17 protein-coding genes are annotated in these 18070 nt (G+C 63.7%); 14 read left to right on the top strand and 3 right to left on the bottom strand.

Annotated elements, in window-relative coordinates:
• Both JYP46_RS13205 and JYP46_RS13200 read right to left on the bottom strand, forming a co-directional pair.
• Entirely contained in the window at positions 1–780 is a 780-nt protein-coding gene (locus JYP46_RS13205) for an ABC transporter ATP-binding protein (protein ID WP_206546178.1), read from the bottom strand.
• Between the two features lie 70 nt (positions 781–850).
• Positions 851–1837 (bottom strand): ABC transporter substrate-binding protein, encoded by a 987-nt coding sequence (locus JYP46_RS13200; RefSeq protein WP_206546179.1) that lies wholly within the window; start codon positions 1835–1837, stop codon positions 851–853.
• 259 nt (positions 1838–2096) lie between these two features.
• Here JYP46_RS13200 and JYP46_RS13195 point away from each other — a divergent pair, with 259 nt between their 5' ends.
• The 8 genes from JYP46_RS13195 to JYP46_RS13160 all read left to right on the top strand — a co-directional run bounded on the left by JYP46_RS13195 (position 2097) and on the right by JYP46_RS13160 (position 9832).
• A complete protein-coding gene (locus JYP46_RS13195) occupies positions 2097–2867 on the top strand; it encodes a GntR family transcriptional regulator (RefSeq protein WP_206548349.1) in 771 nt (256 codons plus the stop codon).
• The gene (locus JYP46_RS13190) at positions 2864–4276 is read left to right on the top strand and encodes a hypothetical protein (RefSeq protein WP_206548348.1); all 1413 of its coding nucleotides are present in this window, start codon (positions 2864–2866) and stop codon (positions 4274–4276) included. Before JYP46_RS13195 ends, JYP46_RS13190 begins: the two co-directional genes overlap by 4 nt.
• A 286-nt stretch (positions 4277–4562) precedes the next feature.
• On the top strand, positions 4563–5867 hold the full coding sequence (locus tag JYP46_RS13185) for an ABC transporter substrate-binding protein (RefSeq protein ID WP_113153171.1): 1305 nt from the start codon (positions 4563–4565) through the stop codon (positions 5865–5867).
• A gap of 141 nt (positions 5868–6008) precedes the next feature.
• Positions 6009–6890: a branched-chain amino acid ABC transporter permease gene (locus tag JYP46_RS13180; RefSeq protein ID WP_113153170.1), complete on the top strand. Its 882-nt coding sequence runs from the start codon at positions 6009–6011 to the stop codon at positions 6888–6890.
• Positions 6887–7852: a branched-chain amino acid ABC transporter permease gene (locus JYP46_RS13175; protein WP_113153169.1), complete on the top strand. Its 966-nt coding sequence runs from the start codon at positions 6887–6889 to the stop codon at positions 7850–7852. Before JYP46_RS13180 ends, JYP46_RS13175 begins: the two co-directional genes overlap by 4 nt.
• Positions 7840–8580, top strand: a complete 741-nt coding sequence (locus JYP46_RS13170) for an ABC transporter ATP-binding protein (RefSeq protein WP_206548347.1) — start codon at positions 7840–7842, stop codon at positions 8578–8580. The genes JYP46_RS13175 and JYP46_RS13170 overlap by 13 nt, the downstream gene beginning before the upstream one ends.
• A 1-nt stretch (position 8581) precedes the next feature.
• Complete coding sequence (locus JYP46_RS13165) at positions 8582–9289, top strand: ABC transporter ATP-binding protein (protein ID WP_206548346.1); 708 nt, start codon at positions 8582–8584, stop codon at positions 9287–9289.
• A 201-nt stretch (positions 9290–9490) separates the two neighbouring features.
• Positions 9491–9832, top strand: a complete 342-nt coding sequence (locus JYP46_RS13160; protein ID WP_206548345.1) for a GIY-YIG nuclease family protein — start codon at positions 9491–9493, stop codon at positions 9830–9832.
• Positions 9833–10157: 325 nt separating this feature from the next.
• Here the strand turns inward: JYP46_RS13160 and pncA are convergent, their stop codons facing one another.
• Entirely contained in the window at positions 10158–10757 is a 600-nt protein-coding gene (gene pncA / locus JYP46_RS13155; protein WP_206548344.1) for a bifunctional nicotinamidase/pyrazinamidase, read from the bottom strand.
• A gap of 166 nt (positions 10758–10923) precedes the next feature.
• On the opposite strand from pncA, the gene JYP46_RS13150 reads away from it, so the two are divergent.
• Genes JYP46_RS13150 through JYP46_RS13125 form a run of 6 tightly spaced genes read left to right on the top strand, consistent with a single transcriptional unit; the run spans position 10924 to position 17997 of the window.
• On the top strand, positions 10924–11778 hold the full coding sequence (locus JYP46_RS13150; RefSeq protein ID WP_206548343.1) for an FAD binding domain-containing protein: 855 nt from the start codon (positions 10924–10926) through the stop codon (positions 11776–11778).
• Entirely contained in the window at positions 11775–14522 is a 2748-nt protein-coding gene (locus JYP46_RS13145) for a molybdopterin-dependent oxidoreductase (protein WP_206548342.1), read from the top strand. Before JYP46_RS13150 ends, JYP46_RS13145 begins: the two co-directional genes overlap by 4 nt.
• Positions 14519–16045, top strand: a complete 1527-nt coding sequence (locus JYP46_RS13140) for a 6-hydroxynicotinate reductase (protein WP_206548341.1) — start codon at positions 14519–14521, stop codon at positions 16043–16045. Before JYP46_RS13145 ends, JYP46_RS13140 begins: the two co-directional genes overlap by 4 nt.
• On the top strand, positions 16042–16959 hold the full coding sequence (locus JYP46_RS13135; RefSeq protein ID WP_206548340.1) for a UPF0280 family protein: 918 nt from the start codon (positions 16042–16044) through the stop codon (positions 16957–16959). The genes JYP46_RS13140 and JYP46_RS13135 overlap by 4 nt, the downstream gene beginning before the upstream one ends.
• Entirely contained in the window at positions 16952–17536 is a 585-nt protein-coding gene (locus JYP46_RS13130; RefSeq protein WP_206548339.1) for an amino acid synthesis family protein, read from the top strand. The genes JYP46_RS13135 and JYP46_RS13130 overlap by 8 nt, the downstream gene beginning before the upstream one ends.
• Positions 17533–17997: a MarR family winged helix-turn-helix transcriptional regulator gene (locus JYP46_RS13125; protein ID WP_206546188.1), complete on the top strand. Its 465-nt coding sequence runs from the start codon at positions 17533–17535 to the stop codon at positions 17995–17997. The genes JYP46_RS13130 and JYP46_RS13125 overlap by 4 nt, the downstream gene beginning before the upstream one ends.
• Positions 17998–18070: the final 73 nt, after the last annotated feature.

Here is an 18070-nt window from a genome sequence, read left to right as displayed (position 1 = left end):
TCAGCTCGCGAGCAACATGCTGTCGGTCTTGATGGCGAAATGGCCGACCAGGTCGGCCACGGTCACATTGGCCTTTTCTTCTCCGCCGATTTCCAGATGCACGCGGCCGGCATTGAGCATGATGACGCGATGGCCGTAATCGACGGCGTGCTGCATGTTGTGCGTCACCATAAGCGTGGTGAGCTTCAGCGCGTCCACCGCGCGCACGGTCGCTTCCATCACGATGTCAGCGGTGCGCGGGTCGAGAGCGGCTGTGTGCTCGTCGAGCAGCAGGAGGTCGGGCGAGCCGCCCACCGCCATGATGAGCGACAGCGACTGGCGCTGGCCACCGGACAGAAGGTCGACGCGTGTTTCCAGCCGCTCTTCAAGGCCGAGGCCCAGAATGGCGAGCCTGTCGCGGTAATCGGCAAGGCGCTTGGCGTTGAGCCCGTGGCGCAGCGTGCGCTTCTTGCTGCGCAGCTCTGCAAGCAGCATGTTTTCCGCCACCGTCATGCTTGCGGCGGTGCCGAGCATGGGGTCCTGAAACACGCGGGCAATGCGGGTTGCGCGCTTGTGCACGGGCAGGGCCGTGATGTCATCGCCATTGATGAGGATCTGGCCTGAATCAAGCGAGAGCGACCCGGAAATGGCATTGAGCATGCTGCTCTTGCCCGCTCCGTTGGAGCCGATCACGACGCCGAATTCGCCAGTTTTCAGGGTGAGGTCGAGCCCGTTGAGGGCGATCTTTTCGTCGGGTTGTCCCCGGTAGAACACTTTGCGTGCGGCACGAACTTCAAGCACCGGCACCTCCCTTAAAGCTGACGCGGCGTCCCGGAAAAGGGGGAGACGCCGCGTCTGGTCTCTTGCCGTATCAGTCGACGATGCAGTTGCAGTCGGCGAACTCTTCGGGGATCTCGAGGCCGAAGGCCGCCATGGCCTTTTTCGAGATGCGCGGCGAGTGATCTTCATAGGCCGGGTTCATCGGCGGGATCGACTTGGGGTCCGTGCCGTCGAGGATCTGCAGCGCGATCTTGCCGGCGTTGAGGCCGACCTGCTGGTAGTTCACGGCAAAGCTTGCCGGAACCACGCCATCGGAAACGGCGCCATCATCGGAATTGATGATCGGGATGCCGGCCTGTCGGGCGGCAGCCGAAACGGCGGCGATGGCCGGCTGCAACAGGTTGGAGGCGGGCGTGTAGATCACGTCGGCCTTGCCGGCCAGCGACGCGACGCGCTGCTGAATGTCGTTCACATTGTCGACGCCCACGGCCACGACCTCGAAGCCGGCGGCGGGAGCGGCTTCCTGAACCTTTTCAAGCAGCGCCACGTCGTTGGCCTCGCCCGGATTGTAGGGCTGGCCGATGCGCTTTGCGTCCGGAACGAGCTTTTTGGCAAACTCCATGACGGCGGCGACATCCTGCAGGTCGGTCGCGCCGGTCATGCCTTCATCGCCGGCCTCCCAGGAGGGGACGAGCTTGGCGGCCACCGGATCGGTGACGGCGGAAAAGACGATCGGAATGCCGGAACCGGCAAGCGCCTTCTTGGCGATCTGCGAGACCGGCGTCGTCACCGTGTACATGAGCACCGGACCTTCGGCCTGCAGCTTGGCGATCATCTGCGGCACGAGCGATGCATCGAAATTGGTGTGGCTCTCGGAGTAGACAACGTCCTTGCCTTCCTCGTAGCCGCCGGCGGCCATGGCGTCTTTAAAACCCTGGATCGCGGTGTTGAGCTGCGGATGCTCGCCGAAATTGGCGATGCCGATGCGGATCGGCTCGGCGCTTGCCGCGCCAAGACCCAGAGCCATAGCGCCGGCGGCAACAACGCCGCGCAGCCATAAGCGTGATTTTACAGTCATGTCATTCCTCCCGTGGGGGCCCGAGGGGCCTGAAACATGAGGATGGCCTCCACGCCATATCTCATGTCAAACATCAAATCAGAGGTCGCCGGTTTGCCCGCATCAACCTCTGTCGGATGGGCTTTGCATGCTGGATGCGTCTCCTCCCCATCCGAATGCGTAGGGCATCATATCGCGGGCGCTATGCCTGTCAAACGCTATATATAATCGTTGAACACCCCTTGAATTATATATACTTTTGTTCTGAGGAGGAGCCATTTTGCATCATACGGTCGTGGACGATGACGCGCCTTTGACGAAGACGGAGGCAGCCTATCACCATCTGCGCCGCGACATTCTCGCGACGCGCCTGATGCCGGGGCAGCCGCTGCGGATTGCGGCGCTGCGCGATGCCTATGGCTTTGGCTGGACGCCGCTGCGCGAGGCGCTTTCACGGCTGGAGGCCGAGCGTCTCGTCACGGCGGAGAGCAATCGCGGATTTGCCGTTGCGCCCGTTTCGCGCGCGGAGCTTGAAGACCTCTCCAAGGCGCGGCTTGCGGTGGAAAACACGCTTTTGGAGGAATCCATTCGCAAGGGCGACGCCGACTGGGAGGCTGCCGTCGTCACGGCGCATTATCGTCTTTCTCGCTGCCAGATACCGGCCGAGGGGCTTTCCGACGACGCCTTGCATGAATGGGTGGAGCGGCATCAGGCCTTTCACGAAGCGCTGCTTTCTGCGGCGGACGCCACCTGGCTAAAGCACTTCTACACCCAGATCTGGGGGCAGCTCTGCCGGCATCACATCTTTCTGACGGTCACGCCGACGCTGCGCGCGGCGGCGGGTGCGGAGGATGGTCATGAGGCGGCCATTGCCGCGCTCGATGCGGCCATGTCCCTTGACCAGCACACGCAACTCATGGAGCTTGCCCTGGACAGAAATCTGGAGGGGGTGCTGGCGCTGATGAAAGAGCATGTGGGGCTGACCGTCGACGTGTTCACACTTGCCGATCTTGATGGAACAACGGCTGGAGACCACGGAAAACAGGCATGAAAACGCCTGTATCGCGTGCGTTTCTGACCGGGGCCGCGTTGTGCGCCGCCGCCGGTGAGGCGCTGGCCCATGCCTCCGAGCGCGGCCATGTTCTGCTTCTGCCGACCGATTATTACCTGTTCGGCGGCATGCTCTCCGTTGCGCTGAGCTTTCTGGTTCTGGTCTTTCTGCCGGTGCATGGTTTCGAGCGACTTTCGGCAAGAAGGGCTGGGCTGTTTCCGATGCCGCTGGATGGGCGTGCGCTTTTAAGCACGCTCTCATTCCTTGCCCTTGCAGGTCTTGTGTTTGCCGGGTTTTACGGCAGCCGCGATCCGCTTTCCAATCCGCTGCCGCTGGTGATCTGGACGCTTCTGTGGGTCGGCGTGACCATTGTGCAGGGCGTTCTTGGCAATGTCTGGGACTGGATCAACCCCTGGTATGGGCCGTGGCGCATGCTGGTGCGTGCGGGTGTTCCGAAAGACGGGTTCTGGCGTCTGCCCGCCTGGCTGGGGATGTGGCCGGCCTTTGTGACGCTGTTCGGCTTTGCCTGGTTCGAGCTTGTCTATCTTGCGCCTTCCGACCCCGAAAGGCTTGCGATTGCCGTCTCGCTCTACTGGGGCTTCACCTTTGCGGGCATGGTCCTGTTCGGGCATGAGCGCTGGAGCGGCCGGGTGGAGTTTCTGTCGCTGTTCTTCACCATGCTCTCGCGCCTTTCCTTCTTTGCGCTGGAGGCTGGCGACAGGGGGCGGCGGCTGGTGATCGGCCTGCCGGGCTACAAGCTTGGAGAGGCCGCGGCGCTGCCGCTTTCCGGCATCGCCTTTCTGCTTCTGGCCTTAAGCTCGGTGTCCTTCGACGGGCTCACGCACACATTCTTCTGGCTCGATCTCATCGGCATCAACCCGCTGGAATTCCCCGGCCGTTCGGCGGTTGTCGGGGCGAACTCGCTGGGGCTCGCCCTGATGTTCGTGCTTCTGTTTTCCGCCTTCATGGGCTCGGTCTGGCTGGGTTGCCGGTTTGTGGGGGAGGCGGATGTCGTGAAGACGGGCGGTCTTCTGGCCTGGTCGATCATCCCCATCGCGCTCGCCTATCATTTCTCGCATTATCTGGTGGGGTTCACCATCAACAGCCAGTATGCGCTTGCCGCGCTCTCCGACCCGTTGATGCAGGGCTGGAACCTGTTCGGCACGGCGGGGATGCATGTGCAGGCCGGCGCGACGCTCGGCGCGCGGTCTGCGTGGCTGATCTGGAACGCGCAGGCGGTGGCGATCATTGGCGGGCATGTGCTGGCCGTTGTCCTGTCGCATCTGATCGCCTATCGGCATTTCGGCTCTGCGCGGGTGGCGACCATCAGCCAGATTCCGCTTGCCGCGCTGATGGTCGGTTACACCGTTTTTGGCCTCTGGCTGCTCTCCGCACCCACCGTGGGCTGAGAAAGCGGATTAAAATTTCTTGATCCCGGCATTTGCGTTACGGCTGTTTCTGCCGGGCGGGTCTTCTTGGTAACTCTTTGTTTCTTCGTCACTTTGTCCCCCGTCTGCAATTCCGCTGCGACTTAAAATGTTTTAAAAGACAGGCGCGTTTCCCTTGGGGCATGTCCTGTTGCCAAGGGATTGGATTGGTGATTTAGTTTGTACACAAGTGATTTTTCCAACGCTGGAAAATGCTTCCAACCGTTGGAAATGCTCGGTCAAACGATCACAACAATGGGGAACCGGCATGAGTGAAAATCGCAAGTCTCTGGTTAATTTAAACAGCGGTCTCAGCCGCAGGTCGGCGCTCAAGGGCCTCGGCGCTGCGGCCGGTCTCATCGCCGCGCCCGGCTTCGTGCGTTACGGGCAGGCGCAGTCTTCCGAGCCCATCAAGATCGGTTTCCAGTGCCACCGCACGGGCATCGGCGCGGCTTATGGCCGTTGGTACGATCGCGTCACGGCGGCGGCGGCCAAGCGCATCAACGATGCCGGCGGCATCAACGGGCGGCCGCTCGAAATCGTGATCGAGGATGACGGCACGGACCCGAAGCGCGGTGCCGAGGTGGTCGAGAAATTCGCCAACCAGCACAAGGTCGATCTGGTTTACGGAACGCTGTTCAGCCACGTGGTCGTCGGTTCGGCTCCGGCGGCGGGCGAGCTGAAAATTCCCTATTACGTGGTCAGCGAGGGCTATCACGTCGCATCCGGCAAGCTGAACCGCTACTGCGTGCAGCCGGGCATCACCGATGTGAAGTCGCAGGCCCGCTCCATGGCGCCGTGGATTGCCGACAATCTCGGCAAGAAGGTCACGCTGGTCTATCCGGACTATGCGTTCGGACATGACCACCGCGACTTCTTCACCCCGGCCATCGAGGCGCAGGGCGGGCAGGTGGTGGCCAAGGTGCCGATCCCGCCGACGGAGACCTCGTTCACACGCTATTTCCCGCAGATCCCGCGCGACACGGACGTGATTTATCACGTCATGGTCGGCCCGGCCGTGCTCACCTTCGTGAAGGAAATGGGCGAGTTCTTCGGCTCCGGCGGGCCGCAGCTCTTCGGCTTCATCGACTCGCTCGAGGCCGTCGATATCGCAAGCCCGGGTCTGGAATTCCTTGAAGGAAGCCATTTCTGGGAAGGCATGCCGCGCTACGCGCAGCCGGATCAGCCGGACTATGTCACCGCCTATCGCGAGACGGTGGGCATCGACGACAATGGCGCGAGCGTGAATGACGGCAAGGACATCTCCACCGCCGCTCACATGTTCGGCTGCTGGGAGACGCTCAACGTCATCAAGGCCGCGATGGAAGCCTGCGACTACAAGGGGCCGGATGACCGCGCCGCCATGATCGAGGCCACCGAGGCGATGACCGGGATGGACGCCGGCCCGGACCATCCGCAGGGCAAGAAGCTGTTCAACGGCAAGATCCACCAGGTCTTCGGCGAGCAGAGCATCAGCCAGGTGAAGGACGGGAAGCTCGAAGTGGTGCACCGCACCTCCATCGAGGATGGCGCTTACGAGCCCGAGGCCGACTACACGGCGATGTCGTTCTAAGACATCAAGGCGGGCGGTGTTTGCCCCTCACCCTTGCCCTCTCCCCCGCATGCGGGGAGAGGGAACGTCAGCGTTGCGGCTTTTCCCATGGGACGGTTCGGCGGCGTGTCTTCGGCTCCTTTCATGAAAGTGCGTTTGTGAATGGCCTTCGGTCCGTATTTTCTTCTCGCCACGCTTGAAGGGCTGGTGACGGCGGCTGTGCTGGCGCTGATGGCGCTTGGCCTGTCACTGGTCTTCGGCGTCATGCGGGTGGTGAACGTCGCCCATGGCGAGTTCTACATGCTGGGCGCGGTACTCGCCTGGTGGTTCGCGTCGTTGTTCGGCGGTCATCCGGCGATCGGCTTTCTGGTGGCGCTGGTGCTGAGCCCGCTTGTGGTGGCTGCCATCGCCTTTGTTGCCGAGCGGCTGGTCTTGAGCCGGCTCAAATATGAGCCGGAGGCGACCATCGTTGCCACGATCGGCCTGATGTACATCATCCAGCAGCTCGCCCTGACGTTTTACGGGCCGGAGGCGCGGCCGGTCGAAGCGCCGTTCAATTACCGCATGCAGCTGCCCTGGTTTGGCTATTCCGCCTACAAACTCGCGGTGATCGGCTTCTCCATCCTGATGATGCTGGCGACATGGTTTGTGCTGACGCGCACGAAGATCGGCCTCGTCATGCGCGCCACCCAGTTCGACCGTGAGACGGCGCAGGCCTTCGGCATTCCGGTCGGGCGCGTCTATGCCGGCGTGTTTGCGCTGGGGGCGGGGCTTGCCGCCGTGGCGGCCGTGCTGATCGTGCCCATCCAGCAGGCGCATTACCTGATGGGTCACGATCCACTGCTTCTGTCGTTCATCGTCGTGATCATCGGCGGTCTGGGTTCGCTGCGTGGCACGGTTCTGGCGGCGGTGCTGATCGGCCTGTCGGATGGCATCATCTCGATGTTCTTCTCACCGACGCTCGCCAAGATGCTGGCGACGCTGGCGGTCGCGATGATCCTGGTGTTTCGCCCGCAGGGCCTTTTCGGAGAGGCCGCGCGATGACCAGACTGACCCCTTCTGCAAAGACCATTGCCCTTCATGTCGGCGTGGTCCTCCTGCTTCTGGCGCTCAACTTTCTGCTGCCGGAATATCATCGCGGCGTGTTTGCACGCGTTCTGGTGCTGGCCGTTTTCGCCATGGGCTACAATCTGGCCTTTGGCTACACGGGACTGCTCAGCCTCGGCCACGCCATGTTCTTCGCCGCCGGGCTCTACGGGGCGGGGCTGACGATCTACCATCTGGAATGGAGCGTCTGGCCGGCCTTCGGGACGGGGCTTGCCGCCGGTGCGGCGCTGGCGCTGGTCGTCGGCTTTCTGGCGCTGCGCACAACCGGCGTCGCGTTCATGATCGTCACGCTGATGTTCGCGCAGGTCTTCTATCTGATGACCCTTTACTTCACGACCTATACGCGCGGCGAGGAAGGACTCGTTCTGCCGCAGGCCTCGCGCGTTCTGGAATTTCCCGGCGGGGCGCTCGATCTCTCCGATCCCTCCACCCGCTATCTCGTCGCGCTTTCGCTTTTCACGCTGGTTCTGGGAGCGATCCTGTTTCTGGTGCGCGCGCCCTATGGCCGCTCGCTGATCGCCATTCGCGAGAACGAGGAGCGCATGCGCATGCTGGGCTATGACGTGTTTGCCAACAAGCTCATGTCGATGGTGCTTTCGGGCATTTTCTGCGCCGCCTCGGGCGCTGCCTATGCGGTGCTGTTCGGCTATGTCGGGTCTGGTTTTGCGGCGATCCAGTATTCCATTCTGCCGCTGCTCTGGGTGCTGGTCGGCGGTGCCGCGACGACACTCGGCCCGCTCATCGGCACCCTGTTCATGTTCTATGTCATAGACACCGCGTCGAGCTACACCACCGCGCATCTGCTGGTGGTCGGTCTGGTGCTGATCGGCGTCATTCTGTTCTTCCCCAAAGGCATCACCGGTACGGTGCGTGAAAGGTGGTTGCCATGGCTGCCGTGAGTCCGCTTCTTGAAACCAGGGGCCTTGCGCGCGCCTTCGGGGGGCTGCGCGCGGTCGATGGTGTCGACTTCGCGCTGCCCGAGGGAGAGACCCACGCCATCATCGGCCCGAACGGGGCCGGCAAGACGACCTTTGTGAGCCTCATCTGCGGGCGTGTTGCGCCGACGGAAGGACGCGTGGTTTTCGACGGGCAGGACATTTCGCAGATGCCGGCCCACAAGCGGGTGCGCGCCGGCATCGCCTACACGTTCCAGATCACCAGCGTGTTCGCCAATCTGACGGCCTTCGACAATGTGGCGCTGGCGGTTCAGCGGCAGTTGATCGATGACCACGCGCGGGGGCTTTCAGCGCGCGCGCTCACCGAACACGGGATGGACGCGCTGGAGAAGGTGGGCCTTGCGGAGCACGCGCAAAAGGTGGCCGGCAATCTGTCTTACGGGCATCAGCGGCTGCTTGAAGTGGCGATGGGGCTGGCGCTGCGGCCGCGTCTCCTGATCCTCGATGAACCCACGCAGGGTCTCTCCGACAGCGAGATCGAGAATTTCATCGCGCTGGTGCGCCAGATCGGCGAGGAGGCGACGGTGCTTCTGATTGAACACAACATGGATGTGGTCATGGCGCTTGCCGAGCGCATCACGGTGATGGAGCAGGGGCGCATTCTTGCGCAGGGCGCGCCTGCCGAGATCCGCGCCAACCAGGCCGTCCAGCAAGCCTATCTCGGAGGTTGAGATGACGGCTGCCCTGAAAATGGAAAATGTCGACAGTGCCTATGGCCATGTGCAGGTGCTGCGCGGTTTCGATCTGGAGTTACGCTCCGGCGAGGTGCTTTGCCTGCTTGGCCGCAATGGCGCAGGCAAGACCACGGCGCTGAAGACGATCATGGGGCTGGTGCCGGCAACGGCAGGCCGCATTCTGCTTGGCGATGTGGAGTTGAATAGCCTCGCGCCGCACGAGGTTCCGAAAGCCGGCGTTGCCTATGTGCCGCAGGGGCGTCGGCTGTTTTCGGAACTGACCGTGGGCGAGAACATCGAGATCGGGCTGATGACACGCGGCAAGGGTGCTGCCACGCGTGACAGCGTGCTCGATCTCTTCCCGGTTTTGCGCGAGCGGCTGAAGCAGCGCTCCGGCACGCTTTCGGGCGGCGAGCAGCAAATGCTGGCCATGGCGCGCGCGCTCTGTCTTGAGCCGCAGGTGCTGCTTCTGGATGAGCCGACGGAGGGTCTCATGCCCTCGATGATCGCGCGCATTCGCGAGACCGTGGCGGGGCTGCGCGAGCGCGGCGTTTCCACCATCCTTGTCGAGCAGCGGGTTGATGCCGTTCTGCCCGTGGCGGATCGCGTCGCCTTCATCGAGAACGGCCGCAACCGCGAGACGGTGGATGTGGAGCGCCTGCGGGAAGACCCGGACATGGTGCACCGTTATGTGGGGGTGGGGTGACGCGGGACGTTGGTCCCGGGCGCCCTCGCCCTTCGACAGGCTCAGGATGAGGGCTACTTTAGCGCTGTCGCAATGTGGGTGGATGACAGGCGCAGCGCTTCAACAGCCCTCATCCTGAGCCTGTCGAAGGGCGAGGGCGCTTGACTCCGCGGCTCGCATGAAATGCAATCAGAGGATGTATTTCTTCTGGCGGGAAGCGCGATGGAAGCCACGGTCTATATCCTGCGATGCGCGGATGGCTCCTACTACACCGGATTGACCAAGCAGCCGGTTGAAGCGCGTGTGTGGGAGCACAATGCGGGCATTCTTGAGTGTTACACCAAGCCTCGCCGCCCGGTGGAGCTGGTGTTTACCGAAACCTATGATCGCATTCTCGACGCCATTGCCCGGGAACGGCAGATAAAGGGCTGGTCGCGCGCCAAGAAGGAAGCGCTGATGGCACTCGACTATGAAGCGCTGCCGGACCTGTCGCGGAACGGGCAGGGGAATGGTGCCGGGTGCCTTGGCGATCATCGCTCGAAAAGCGCGGGTGGTCGAGAATGAGGAGCGTCGAGAGAAGGTGACCTGGCTTCGGTCATGGTGCCTGGCACCCTCGCCCTTCGACAGGCTCAGGATGAGGGTTACTTTGGCGCAGATCTTCGTTTCCCGGATCACCGGTTCATGGGGACGGTGTGTTTATTTCTCTCTGTTTTCCCAATTTATGCGGGCTTCAGATGCTGCCATCTGACCGCCAAAGGCTGTGGCATTGTCGGAGAATTTGGTTGAAGACATGCCCCTGCGCCCTGCGCTCCAACAGCCCTCATCCTGAGCTTGTCGAAGGGCGAGGGCGCTTGGCATCCTGACTTGGCTCCTAACCCGCCCCCCTGTCTCACACCAGCGTAACGCCGGCCTCTTTCATCTTCTCGGTCATCGCCGCCAGCGAGCCGCCAAGGTCGATGGCGCGGCAGCCTTCGAGGATGACGGTGGCCTCAAATCCCTGACGGCGGGCGTCGATGGCTGAATAGGCGACGCAGAAATCCGTCGCCAGACCGGCGAGCGTCACCCGGGTGATGCCGCGTTCGCGCAGATAGCCCGACAGGCCGGTCGGCGTTTCGTGATCATTCTCGAAAAAGGCCGAATAGCTGTCGATCGACTTGCGGAAGCCCTTGCGAATGACAAGCTCGGCCCTGTCCCATGAAAGCCCGTCATGGAAGGCTGCGCCCCCGGTGCCCTGAACGCAGTGGTCGGGCCACAGCGTCTGGGTGCCATAGGGCATTTCGACCATCTCAAACGGGGCTTTGCCCGGATGCGAGGAGGCGAAGCTGGAATGGCCCGCCGGGTGCCAGTCCTGCGTCAGAACCACGTGGTCGAAGCGCTCGATCAGCCCGTTTATGACCGGTACAACCTCGTCGCCCCCGGCCACGGCAAGTACTCCGCCGGGGCAGAAATCGTTCTGCACATCGATCACGATCAACGCCTCGTCGGCCATGCCCTGTCTCCTTCTCGCATGAAATCGCCGGGAAGGTGGACCGAATGTTCCCCTTTGACAAGCCGGCAGAGGAGCGTATCATTCGTGTACAAATGAATTTAAGCCCCGCCGTCAGAGCAGCAAAAAGGGCTTGGGAACGACATCGCGATTGGCAGGCAGGCGCAGCATGGACTATGCCAGACCGACCGAACTGGAGGAAGCGCTGGGGCTTTTATGCTCAAGGCGCTGGACGATTCTTGCCGGCGGCACGGACTTTTATCCCGCCCTCGGCGCGGGCCCGCTGAAGAGCGATGTGCTCGACATCAACGGCTTGTCGGCCCTTGAGGGCATTCACGAAACCGCGACGCACATCGTCATCGGCGCGCGCACGAGCTGGAGCGCGGTGATCGATGCGCCGCTGCCGCCCGGCTTCGACATGCTCAAGCTTGCCGCCCGTGAAGTCGGCTCGGTGCAGATCCAGAATGCCGGCACGGTGGCCGGCAATCTGTGCAATGCTTCGCCGGCGGCCGATGGTGTGCCGCCGCTTCTGGCGCTCGATGCAGAGGTGGAGCTGCGGTCTGCGGAGGGTGTTCGGTATCTGCCGCTTGCAGCCTTCATCCTTGGCAATCGCAAGACGGCGCGTGCGCCCAATGAACTGCTTACGGCGATCCGTGTGCCAAGGGCCTCGGCGCGCGGGAACTCGGGCTTCGTGAAACTGGGCGCGCGGCGCTATCTGGTGATTTCCATCGCCATGGCCGCTGCGCGGGTGGTGATTGATGGCGGGCGGATCGCGGAAGCGGCGGTCAGTGTCGGTTCGTGCTCGGCGGTGGCGCAGCGGCTCTCAGGCCTGGAGGCGCAGCTGAAAGGCGCGCGGGTTGCGGATATCCGCTCTGCGGTGGCGTCGTGCGACCTGTCCGAACTGTCGCCAATCGACGATGTGCGCGGCACGGCCGCCTATCGGCTGGAAGCGGCGCGCGAAATCACGGCGCGGGCGCTGGAGCGGGCGCTTGGCGTTGCAGCGGAAAGAGGGGCCATGGCATGAGCGCAGAGCGACTTTCCGTTTCGTTCGAGGTGAACGGCGAGCCCGTTGTGGCGGAGGTTTCTCCACTCCAGCGGCTTTCTTCCGTGCTACGTGACGGGCTGGGGCTGACCGGCACCAAGGTTGGCTGCGATGCGGGCGATTGCGGGGCCTGTTCGGTTGAGGTGGATGGCGCGGTGGTCTGCGCCTGCCTCGTGCCGGCGGCGGGGCTGTCGGGCAGCCGCGTGCGCACGGTGGAGGGGCTTTCCAATGGCAGCCTGTCGGCGCTTCAGGAATCCTTCCTGCGCCATGGTGCAGCCCAGTGCGGCATTTGTACGCCGGGCGTTCTCGTGAGCGCGGCAGCACTTCTGGAAAAGAACCCTGCGCCATCTGAAACCGAGGTTCAGGATGCGCTTGGCGGCGTTTTGTGCCGCTGCACCGGCTATCGCAAGATCATCGATGCGGTGATGAACGCCAACCGTTCGGTTGCTTCGGATGCGGCCATGGTGGAGCAGGGCCGCGCCGTCGGGGCGTCGCCCATCAGGCTCGATGGCGAACGCAAGGTGAGTGGGGCTGAGGTGTTCGGCGCGGATGAACGTCCGGCCGATGCGCTTTCGGTGGCGGTGGTGCGCTCGCCGCACTGGCATGCGGATTTCGAGATCGGCGACACGGAGGCGTTCATCGCGGCGCATCCCGGTATTGTCGCGGTCTTCACGGCAGCCGACATTCCGGGTGAAAACCGGTTTGGGGTCATTCCGCCTTTCGCTGACCAGCCGGCGCTGGCCGGGGGGCGGGCGCGGTTTCGTGGTGAGGCTGTGGCGCTGATCGCCGGCGAACGCGCGGCCATCGAGGCGCTGGACATGGATGCGTTTCCGGTCAGCTGGAAGGCGCTGCCCCATGCGCTTACGCCGGATGAGGCGCGGCGTCCGGACTTTCCCGATCTGCATGAGGGGCGCACGGGCAATCAGCTCACACAGGGCTTTGTGGAGAGTGGTGATCCCGAGGCGGCTCTGGCGGGGGCTTTCGTTTCTGTCTCCGGCGAGATCGAGACATCTTATGTGGAGCATGCCTATATCGAGCCCGAGGCGGGGTTTGCGGCGATGGAGGGCGACACGCTGGTCATCAAGGCCTGCACGCAGGCGCCTTACATGGACCGCGACGACACCGCCAGGGTTCTGGGCCTGCCGCCTGAAAGGGTGCGCATCGTGCCGCTGGCGGCAGGGGGCGGTTTTGGCTCCAAGCTCGACATCTCGCTACAGCCGCTGGTGGGGCTGGTGACGCTCAAAACGGGCCGGCCGGCGGCGATGGTCTACACACGTGGCGATTCCATGCGCTCCACCACCAAGCGGCACCCGGCGGCCATGCGCGCCTCAATCGGTGCGGATGCGGCGGGGCGCGTCACCGGCATGGTGTTCGAGGGAGATTTCAACACCGGTGCCTATGCAAGCTGGGGGCCGACCGTGGCGAACCGTGTGCCGGTTCACGCCTCCGGTCCCTATCGCACGCCGAATTATCGCGCCACGGGCCGGGCGATCCACACCAATGGTCCGGTATCGGGCGCGTTTCGCGGCTTTGGCGTGCCGCAGGCGACCATCATGCAGGAAACGCTTTATGACCGGCTGGCGGAGAAGCTTGGCCGCGACCGGCTAGCGTTCCGTATCGACAATGCGCTTGTCGATGGTGATCGCACCACCTGCGGGCAGGCGCTTTCAGGCGTTGGCATTCGCGACTGTCTCGAGGCGCTGAAACCGCACTGGGCGCGCGCCCAGGCGGAAGCCGATAGCGCCAATGCGGGCGACGGGAGGCTGCGGCGCGGCATCGGCGTTGCGTCCTGCTGGTATGGCTGCGGGAACACGGCTCTGCCGAACCCCTCGAAGATCCGCGTCGGGGTCACGGCGTCCGGTGCGGTGATGCTGCATCAGGGCGCGGTGGATATCGGACAGGGCTCCAACACGGTGGTGACGCAGATTTGCGCGGACGCCAGCGGTTTGCCGCTTTCGGCGTTCCAACTCGTGGGCGGGGATACGGGCGTCACGCCGGATGCGGGCAAGACGTCTGCTTCGCGCCAGACCTATGTGACGGGCAAGGCTGCGGAGAAGGCGGGCCGCGCTTTGCGGGAGAAAATTTTGCGCTTCGCAAATGTGTCGGATGCGGCGGTGATCGGCCTTGAAGACGGGGCGCTCGTTATTCGCGAGGGGGCGGTGCGGCGGCGCGTCGAACTCGCTGAGATTGAAGCCGGTTCTGATGGCTATGCGTTCTGCGCGGAGGAAACCTACGATCCGCCCACAACGGCGCTGGACGGGAAGGGGCAGGGTGTTCCCTATGCCGTTTACGGCTATGGCGCGCAGCTTGTGGAGCTGGAGGTCGACACCACGCTTGGTACGGTGCGGCTCCTGCGGATCGTCGCCGCTCACGATGTGGGCCGCGCCATCAATCCGCTTCTGGTGGAAGGCCAGATCGAGGGCGGCATTGCGCAGGGCATCGGCCTGGCGCTGATGGAGGAATATGTTCCGGGCCGCACGGAAAACCTGCACGATTATCTGATCCCCACCATTGGCGACGTGCCGCCCATCGAAACCATTCTCGTGGAAGTGCCGGACCCGGAAGGGCCGTTCGGGGCGAAGGGGCTGGGCGAGCATGTGCTGATCCCCACCGCGCCGGCGATCCTCAATGCGATCCGTCATGCGGTGGGTGTGGAGGTGACGAAAGTGCCGGCCACGCCAAGCCGCATTCTGGCGGCCATCCGGGCGCGGGAGGCAGGACAATGAACGAGCTGACCGAACGTTTCGAGGCGACGCCGCCCAAAAAGCCGGCAGGCGACAAGCTGCGCTGCGATGCATGCCCCGTCATGTGCTACATCGCCGAAGGGCGCACGGGCGCCTGTGATCGCTATGGCAATTTCGACGGGCGCATCACACGCTGCGACCCGGTGACCATTCTCGAACATGCGGCCGAGGAAGGCGACCCGGTGGTACCCTTCGAGGGGGAAGCGCCGTGGGATGGCGAACTGGTCAACACCAAGCGCCGCTTCGTGAGCGCGGTCGGCGCGGGCACCACCTATCCCGACTACAAGCCCGCCCCCTTCATTGTGTCGCAGGAGGTGGAAGGCGTCGATCTCGTCACGGTCGTGACGGAGGGGATTTTCTCCTATTGCGGCGTGAAGGTGAAGATCGACACCGACCGGCATCTCGGCCCTGAAGCCGCGACGGTGCGCGCGGATGGCGAGGCGGTCGGCCATGTGACCACGGCTGAATATGGCAGCCAGATGCTCTCGCTCGGCGGGGTGCAGCACCTGACGGGCGGCTCCAAGGCGGAAGGCCGTGTCACCTGCCAGGCGCTGATGGACCTGTGCAACAAGAAGCCGGTGGAGCTGACCATCGACGGCGGTGCAGGCATTGTCGTGCAGGCGGGAAAGCCGCCGGTCATCGACGGCACGCGCGAGGAGCGCATGCGGGTCGGCTGCGGGTCGGCGACCATTGGCATGTTCGCCTCGCAATGGAAGGGGCTGGTGGACGAGGTGGTTGTCGTCGATGACCACATCACCGGCGTCGTGTCCGAGCATCAGGCGGGCAAGGTGATCGGCTGGGAAGACACCGGCATCAAGATCATCGGCCGACGCTCCACACCGGGGCGCTATTTCAAGGTGTCCGAGCCGGGGCTTGGCTGGGGCGGCACGACCATTGACGATCCGCTGGAAATTCTTGGCCCCTTCAATGAGAAGAAGGGCGCACGGCCCGGACTTTCATTGCTCATGGTGTCCACCACGGGCGAGCAGTTTTCCTATTACGAGCTCGATGAGGCGCTGAAGCCCGTTAAGAAGCCGTTCCCCGAACGCCTGCGCAAATCCGTGGAGCTGATCGAAGAGAATTGCGAGCCGGCGCTTTGCACCGTTCTGTTCATGGGCGGTGCGGGAGGCAGTCTTCGCGCTGGTGTGACGGAGAATCCGGTCAATCTCACGCGCTCGGTTCAGGGGCTCAGAACCTATGTCACGGTTGGCGGCGCGCCGGTCTATGTGTGGCCGGGCGGTGGCATCACCATCATGGTGGATGTGATGCGCACGCCCGAAAATGCTTTTGGCTATGTGCCGACCCCGGCGCTGGTCGCACCCATCGAGTTCACGCTCCGGCGGGAGGATTACATTCGCCTCGGCGGCTATGCGGATGAGATCCGCAGCGTGGAAGACGTGCTGGAAAAGGGCGGCGAGTACTTCAATCAACGTGAGGCGCGGGGCGCTGCTGCATCGAACCCCTGGCCGCCGCTACACCAGTTGCGCCGGGAGCCGAAGCGGTGAGCGGCCCGACCGCCAACTGGTTGGCCGATGGGCGTCGTCTGCATCTGAACCACGGCCCGATTGATCTGATTGTCGAGGCGTTCGGCGCGGAAGATGAATGCCGTGCGGCCTGTCGGCAGGCCGTTGCGCGGTTCGATACGATCCTTGAAGAACTGGTGGCGGAACTGCCGGCTCTGCGCATCCCTGTCGGTGAAGAGCCGCGCAGTTTTGCATCCACCACCGCGCGCCGCATGGAGGCGGCGGCAGAGCGCCATGCGCCTGCCTTCGTTACGCCCATGGCGGCGGTGGCCGGGAGCGTTGCCGATGAGGTTCTTGCTGCTCTCGTTGAGGGGCGGACGCTGGCGCGCGCCTATGTGAACAATGGCGGCGACAGCGCGTTTTATCTCAGGGAAGGCGAAAGCCTCGAAGCGGCCATTGCCGGAACTGGAAACGGCTTCGCCGACCGCGTGACAATCCGCTCAGACGATCCCGTGCGGGGCATGGCGACAAGCGGGTGGCGCGGGCGCAGTCATTCGCTCGGCATCGCCGATGCGGTGACGGTGCTGGCGCGTTCCGCTGCTTCTGCCGATGTGGCGGCGACGCTGATCGCCAATGCGGTTGATCTGCCGGGGCACCCGGCAATATCCCGCGTTCCGGCCTGTGAAATCGATCCCGACAGTGATCTGCGCGACCGTCTGGTGACGCAGGCTGTTGGCGCGCTCTCGCGGTCCGAGGTTGCGCAGGCGCTTGGGCGCGGTCTTGCCGTGGCCGAGGCGATGCGCGACCGTGGTCTCATCGAGAGTGCGGCCCTTTTCCTGTGCGGTGCGGTGCGCGAATGCGGCGCTGCCCCGCTTGTCAGCATGCGTGATCGCGCCGCCAAAGGCGCAACCGGACCCAGAAACATTTCCAGCAACAGGATTGCCCATCATGCCTGAATTCGCCCTGCGCAAGATCGCGCTCGTGACCGAAGAAATTCTCCATGAGGGCGGCCCGGCCCCGATGAAGCCGCGTCGCCGCGCCGCCGCTCTGGCACTGGTGAAGAACCCCTTCGCCGGGGGCTATGTGGAAGAGGTCGAGAGCGCGATGGAGGATTTGAAGCCGCTCGGGCTGGAGATGTCCGACCGCCTCATCGCTGCGCTTGGCGGTGACATTGCGGTGATCGACGGTTTCGGCAAGGGCGCCATTGTCGGCACGGCCGGTGAGCTGGAACACGGAGCGCTGTGGCATGTGCCGGGCGGTTACGCCATGCGTGAGCGGCTGGGCGATTCGAAGGCCATCGTGCCCTCATCCAAGAAGGTGGGCGGGTTCGGCGCGCGCATCGATATTCCGCTCGGCCACATCAACGCGGCCTATGTGCGCAGCCATTTCGACGCGATGGAAGTGGGGATGCCGGATGGTCCGCGCCCCGACGAAATCCTGTTTGTGCTTGCCATGGCCTGTGGACCGCGTATCCATGCGCGCATGGGCGGCCTGACGGTCGACGAAGTGAAAGGCGAGGACGGTCTCAGATGACAGTGGAGCGCGACGGGCTCGGGATGCAGGCCGATAACAACACGGCCGATGTCTATGAGCTCGGCGAGCAGGTTGGCTTCATCCTGCGCAAGGCCAACCAGCGCCATCTGGCGATTTTTGCGGCGCGCATCAGCGATCTGACGCCGCCGCAGTTTGCTGCGCTGGCAAAGCTTCACGAGGTTGGCGCAACCTCCCAGAATCAGCTTGGCCAGCTTGTGGCGATGGACGCCGCGACCATCAAGGGCGTTATCGACCGGTTGAAGGCCCGCGATCTCGTTGCGCTTGAGCCGCATGGCAGTGACCGGCGTCGTCTGGTCGTCAGCCTGAGCGACAAGGGCAGGGAGACCATCGAGGCGCTCCTGCCCGATGCGCTGGAGGTGAGTGAGGAGACGCTGGCTCCGCTGACCCAGCGCGAGACCGCCACTTTTCTGCGCCTTCTGGCAAAGCTCGCCGAAGGCTGAGGCCAAAGCGCCGTGCGTCCGAATGGACGCACAAAGGGCGCTCTAACCTCTTGAAAACACGCATCGTGCTTTC

Origin of the sequence: Nitratireductor aquimarinus (genome assembly GCF_017255295.1) — a bacterium.
Lineage (GTDB): Bacteria > Pseudomonadota > Alphaproteobacteria > Rhizobiales > Rhizobiaceae > Nitratireductor > Nitratireductor aquimarinus.
The sequence above is the reverse complement of the archived record's forward strand: the minus strand, read 5'-3'. Positions and strand labels throughout refer to the sequence as shown.

Coding starts and splice junctions, on each gene's coding strand:
- JYP46_RS13200 (WP_206546179.1), bottom strand. CDS start 1,837: ATGACTGTAAAATCACGCTTATGGCTGCGCGGCGTTGTTGCCGCCGGC.
- JYP46_RS13190 (WP_206548348.1), top strand. CDS start 2,864: ATGAAAACGCCTGTATCGCGTGCGTTTCTGACCGGGGCCGCGTTGTGC.
- JYP46_RS13185 (WP_113153171.1), top strand. CDS start 4,563: ATGAGTGAAAATCGCAAGTCTCTGGTTAATTTAAACAGCGGTCTCAGC.
- JYP46_RS13180 (WP_113153170.1), top strand. CDS start 6,009: ATGGCCTTCGGTCCGTATTTTCTTCTCGCCACGCTTGAAGGGCTGGTG.
- JYP46_RS13175 (WP_113153169.1), top strand. CDS start 6,887: ATGACCAGACTGACCCCTTCTGCAAAGACCATTGCCCTTCATGTCGGC.
- JYP46_RS13170 (WP_206548347.1), top strand. CDS start 7,840: ATGGCTGCCGTGAGTCCGCTTCTTGAAACCAGGGGCCTTGCGCGCGCC.
- JYP46_RS13165 (WP_206548346.1), top strand. CDS start 8,582: ATGACGGCTGCCCTGAAAATGGAAAATGTCGACAGTGCCTATGGCCAT.
- JYP46_RS13160 (WP_206548345.1), top strand. CDS start 9,491: ATGGAAGCCACGGTCTATATCCTGCGATGCGCGGATGGCTCCTACTAC.
- pncA (WP_206548344.1), bottom strand. CDS start 10,757: ATGGCCGACGAGGCGTTGATCGTGATCGATGTGCAGAACGATTTCTGC.
- JYP46_RS13150 (WP_206548343.1), top strand. CDS start 10,924: ATGGACTATGCCAGACCGACCGAACTGGAGGAAGCGCTGGGGCTTTTA.
- JYP46_RS13145 (WP_206548342.1), top strand. CDS start 11,775: ATGAGCGCAGAGCGACTTTCCGTTTCGTTCGAGGTGAACGGCGAGCCC.
- JYP46_RS13140 (WP_206548341.1), top strand. CDS start 14,519: ATGAACGAGCTGACCGAACGTTTCGAGGCGACGCCGCCCAAAAAGCCG.
- JYP46_RS13130 (WP_206548339.1), top strand. CDS start 16,952: ATGCCTGAATTCGCCCTGCGCAAGATCGCGCTCGTGACCGAAGAAATT.
- JYP46_RS13125 (WP_206546188.1), top strand. CDS start 17,533: ATGACAGTGGAGCGCGACGGGCTCGGGATGCAGGCCGATAACAACACG.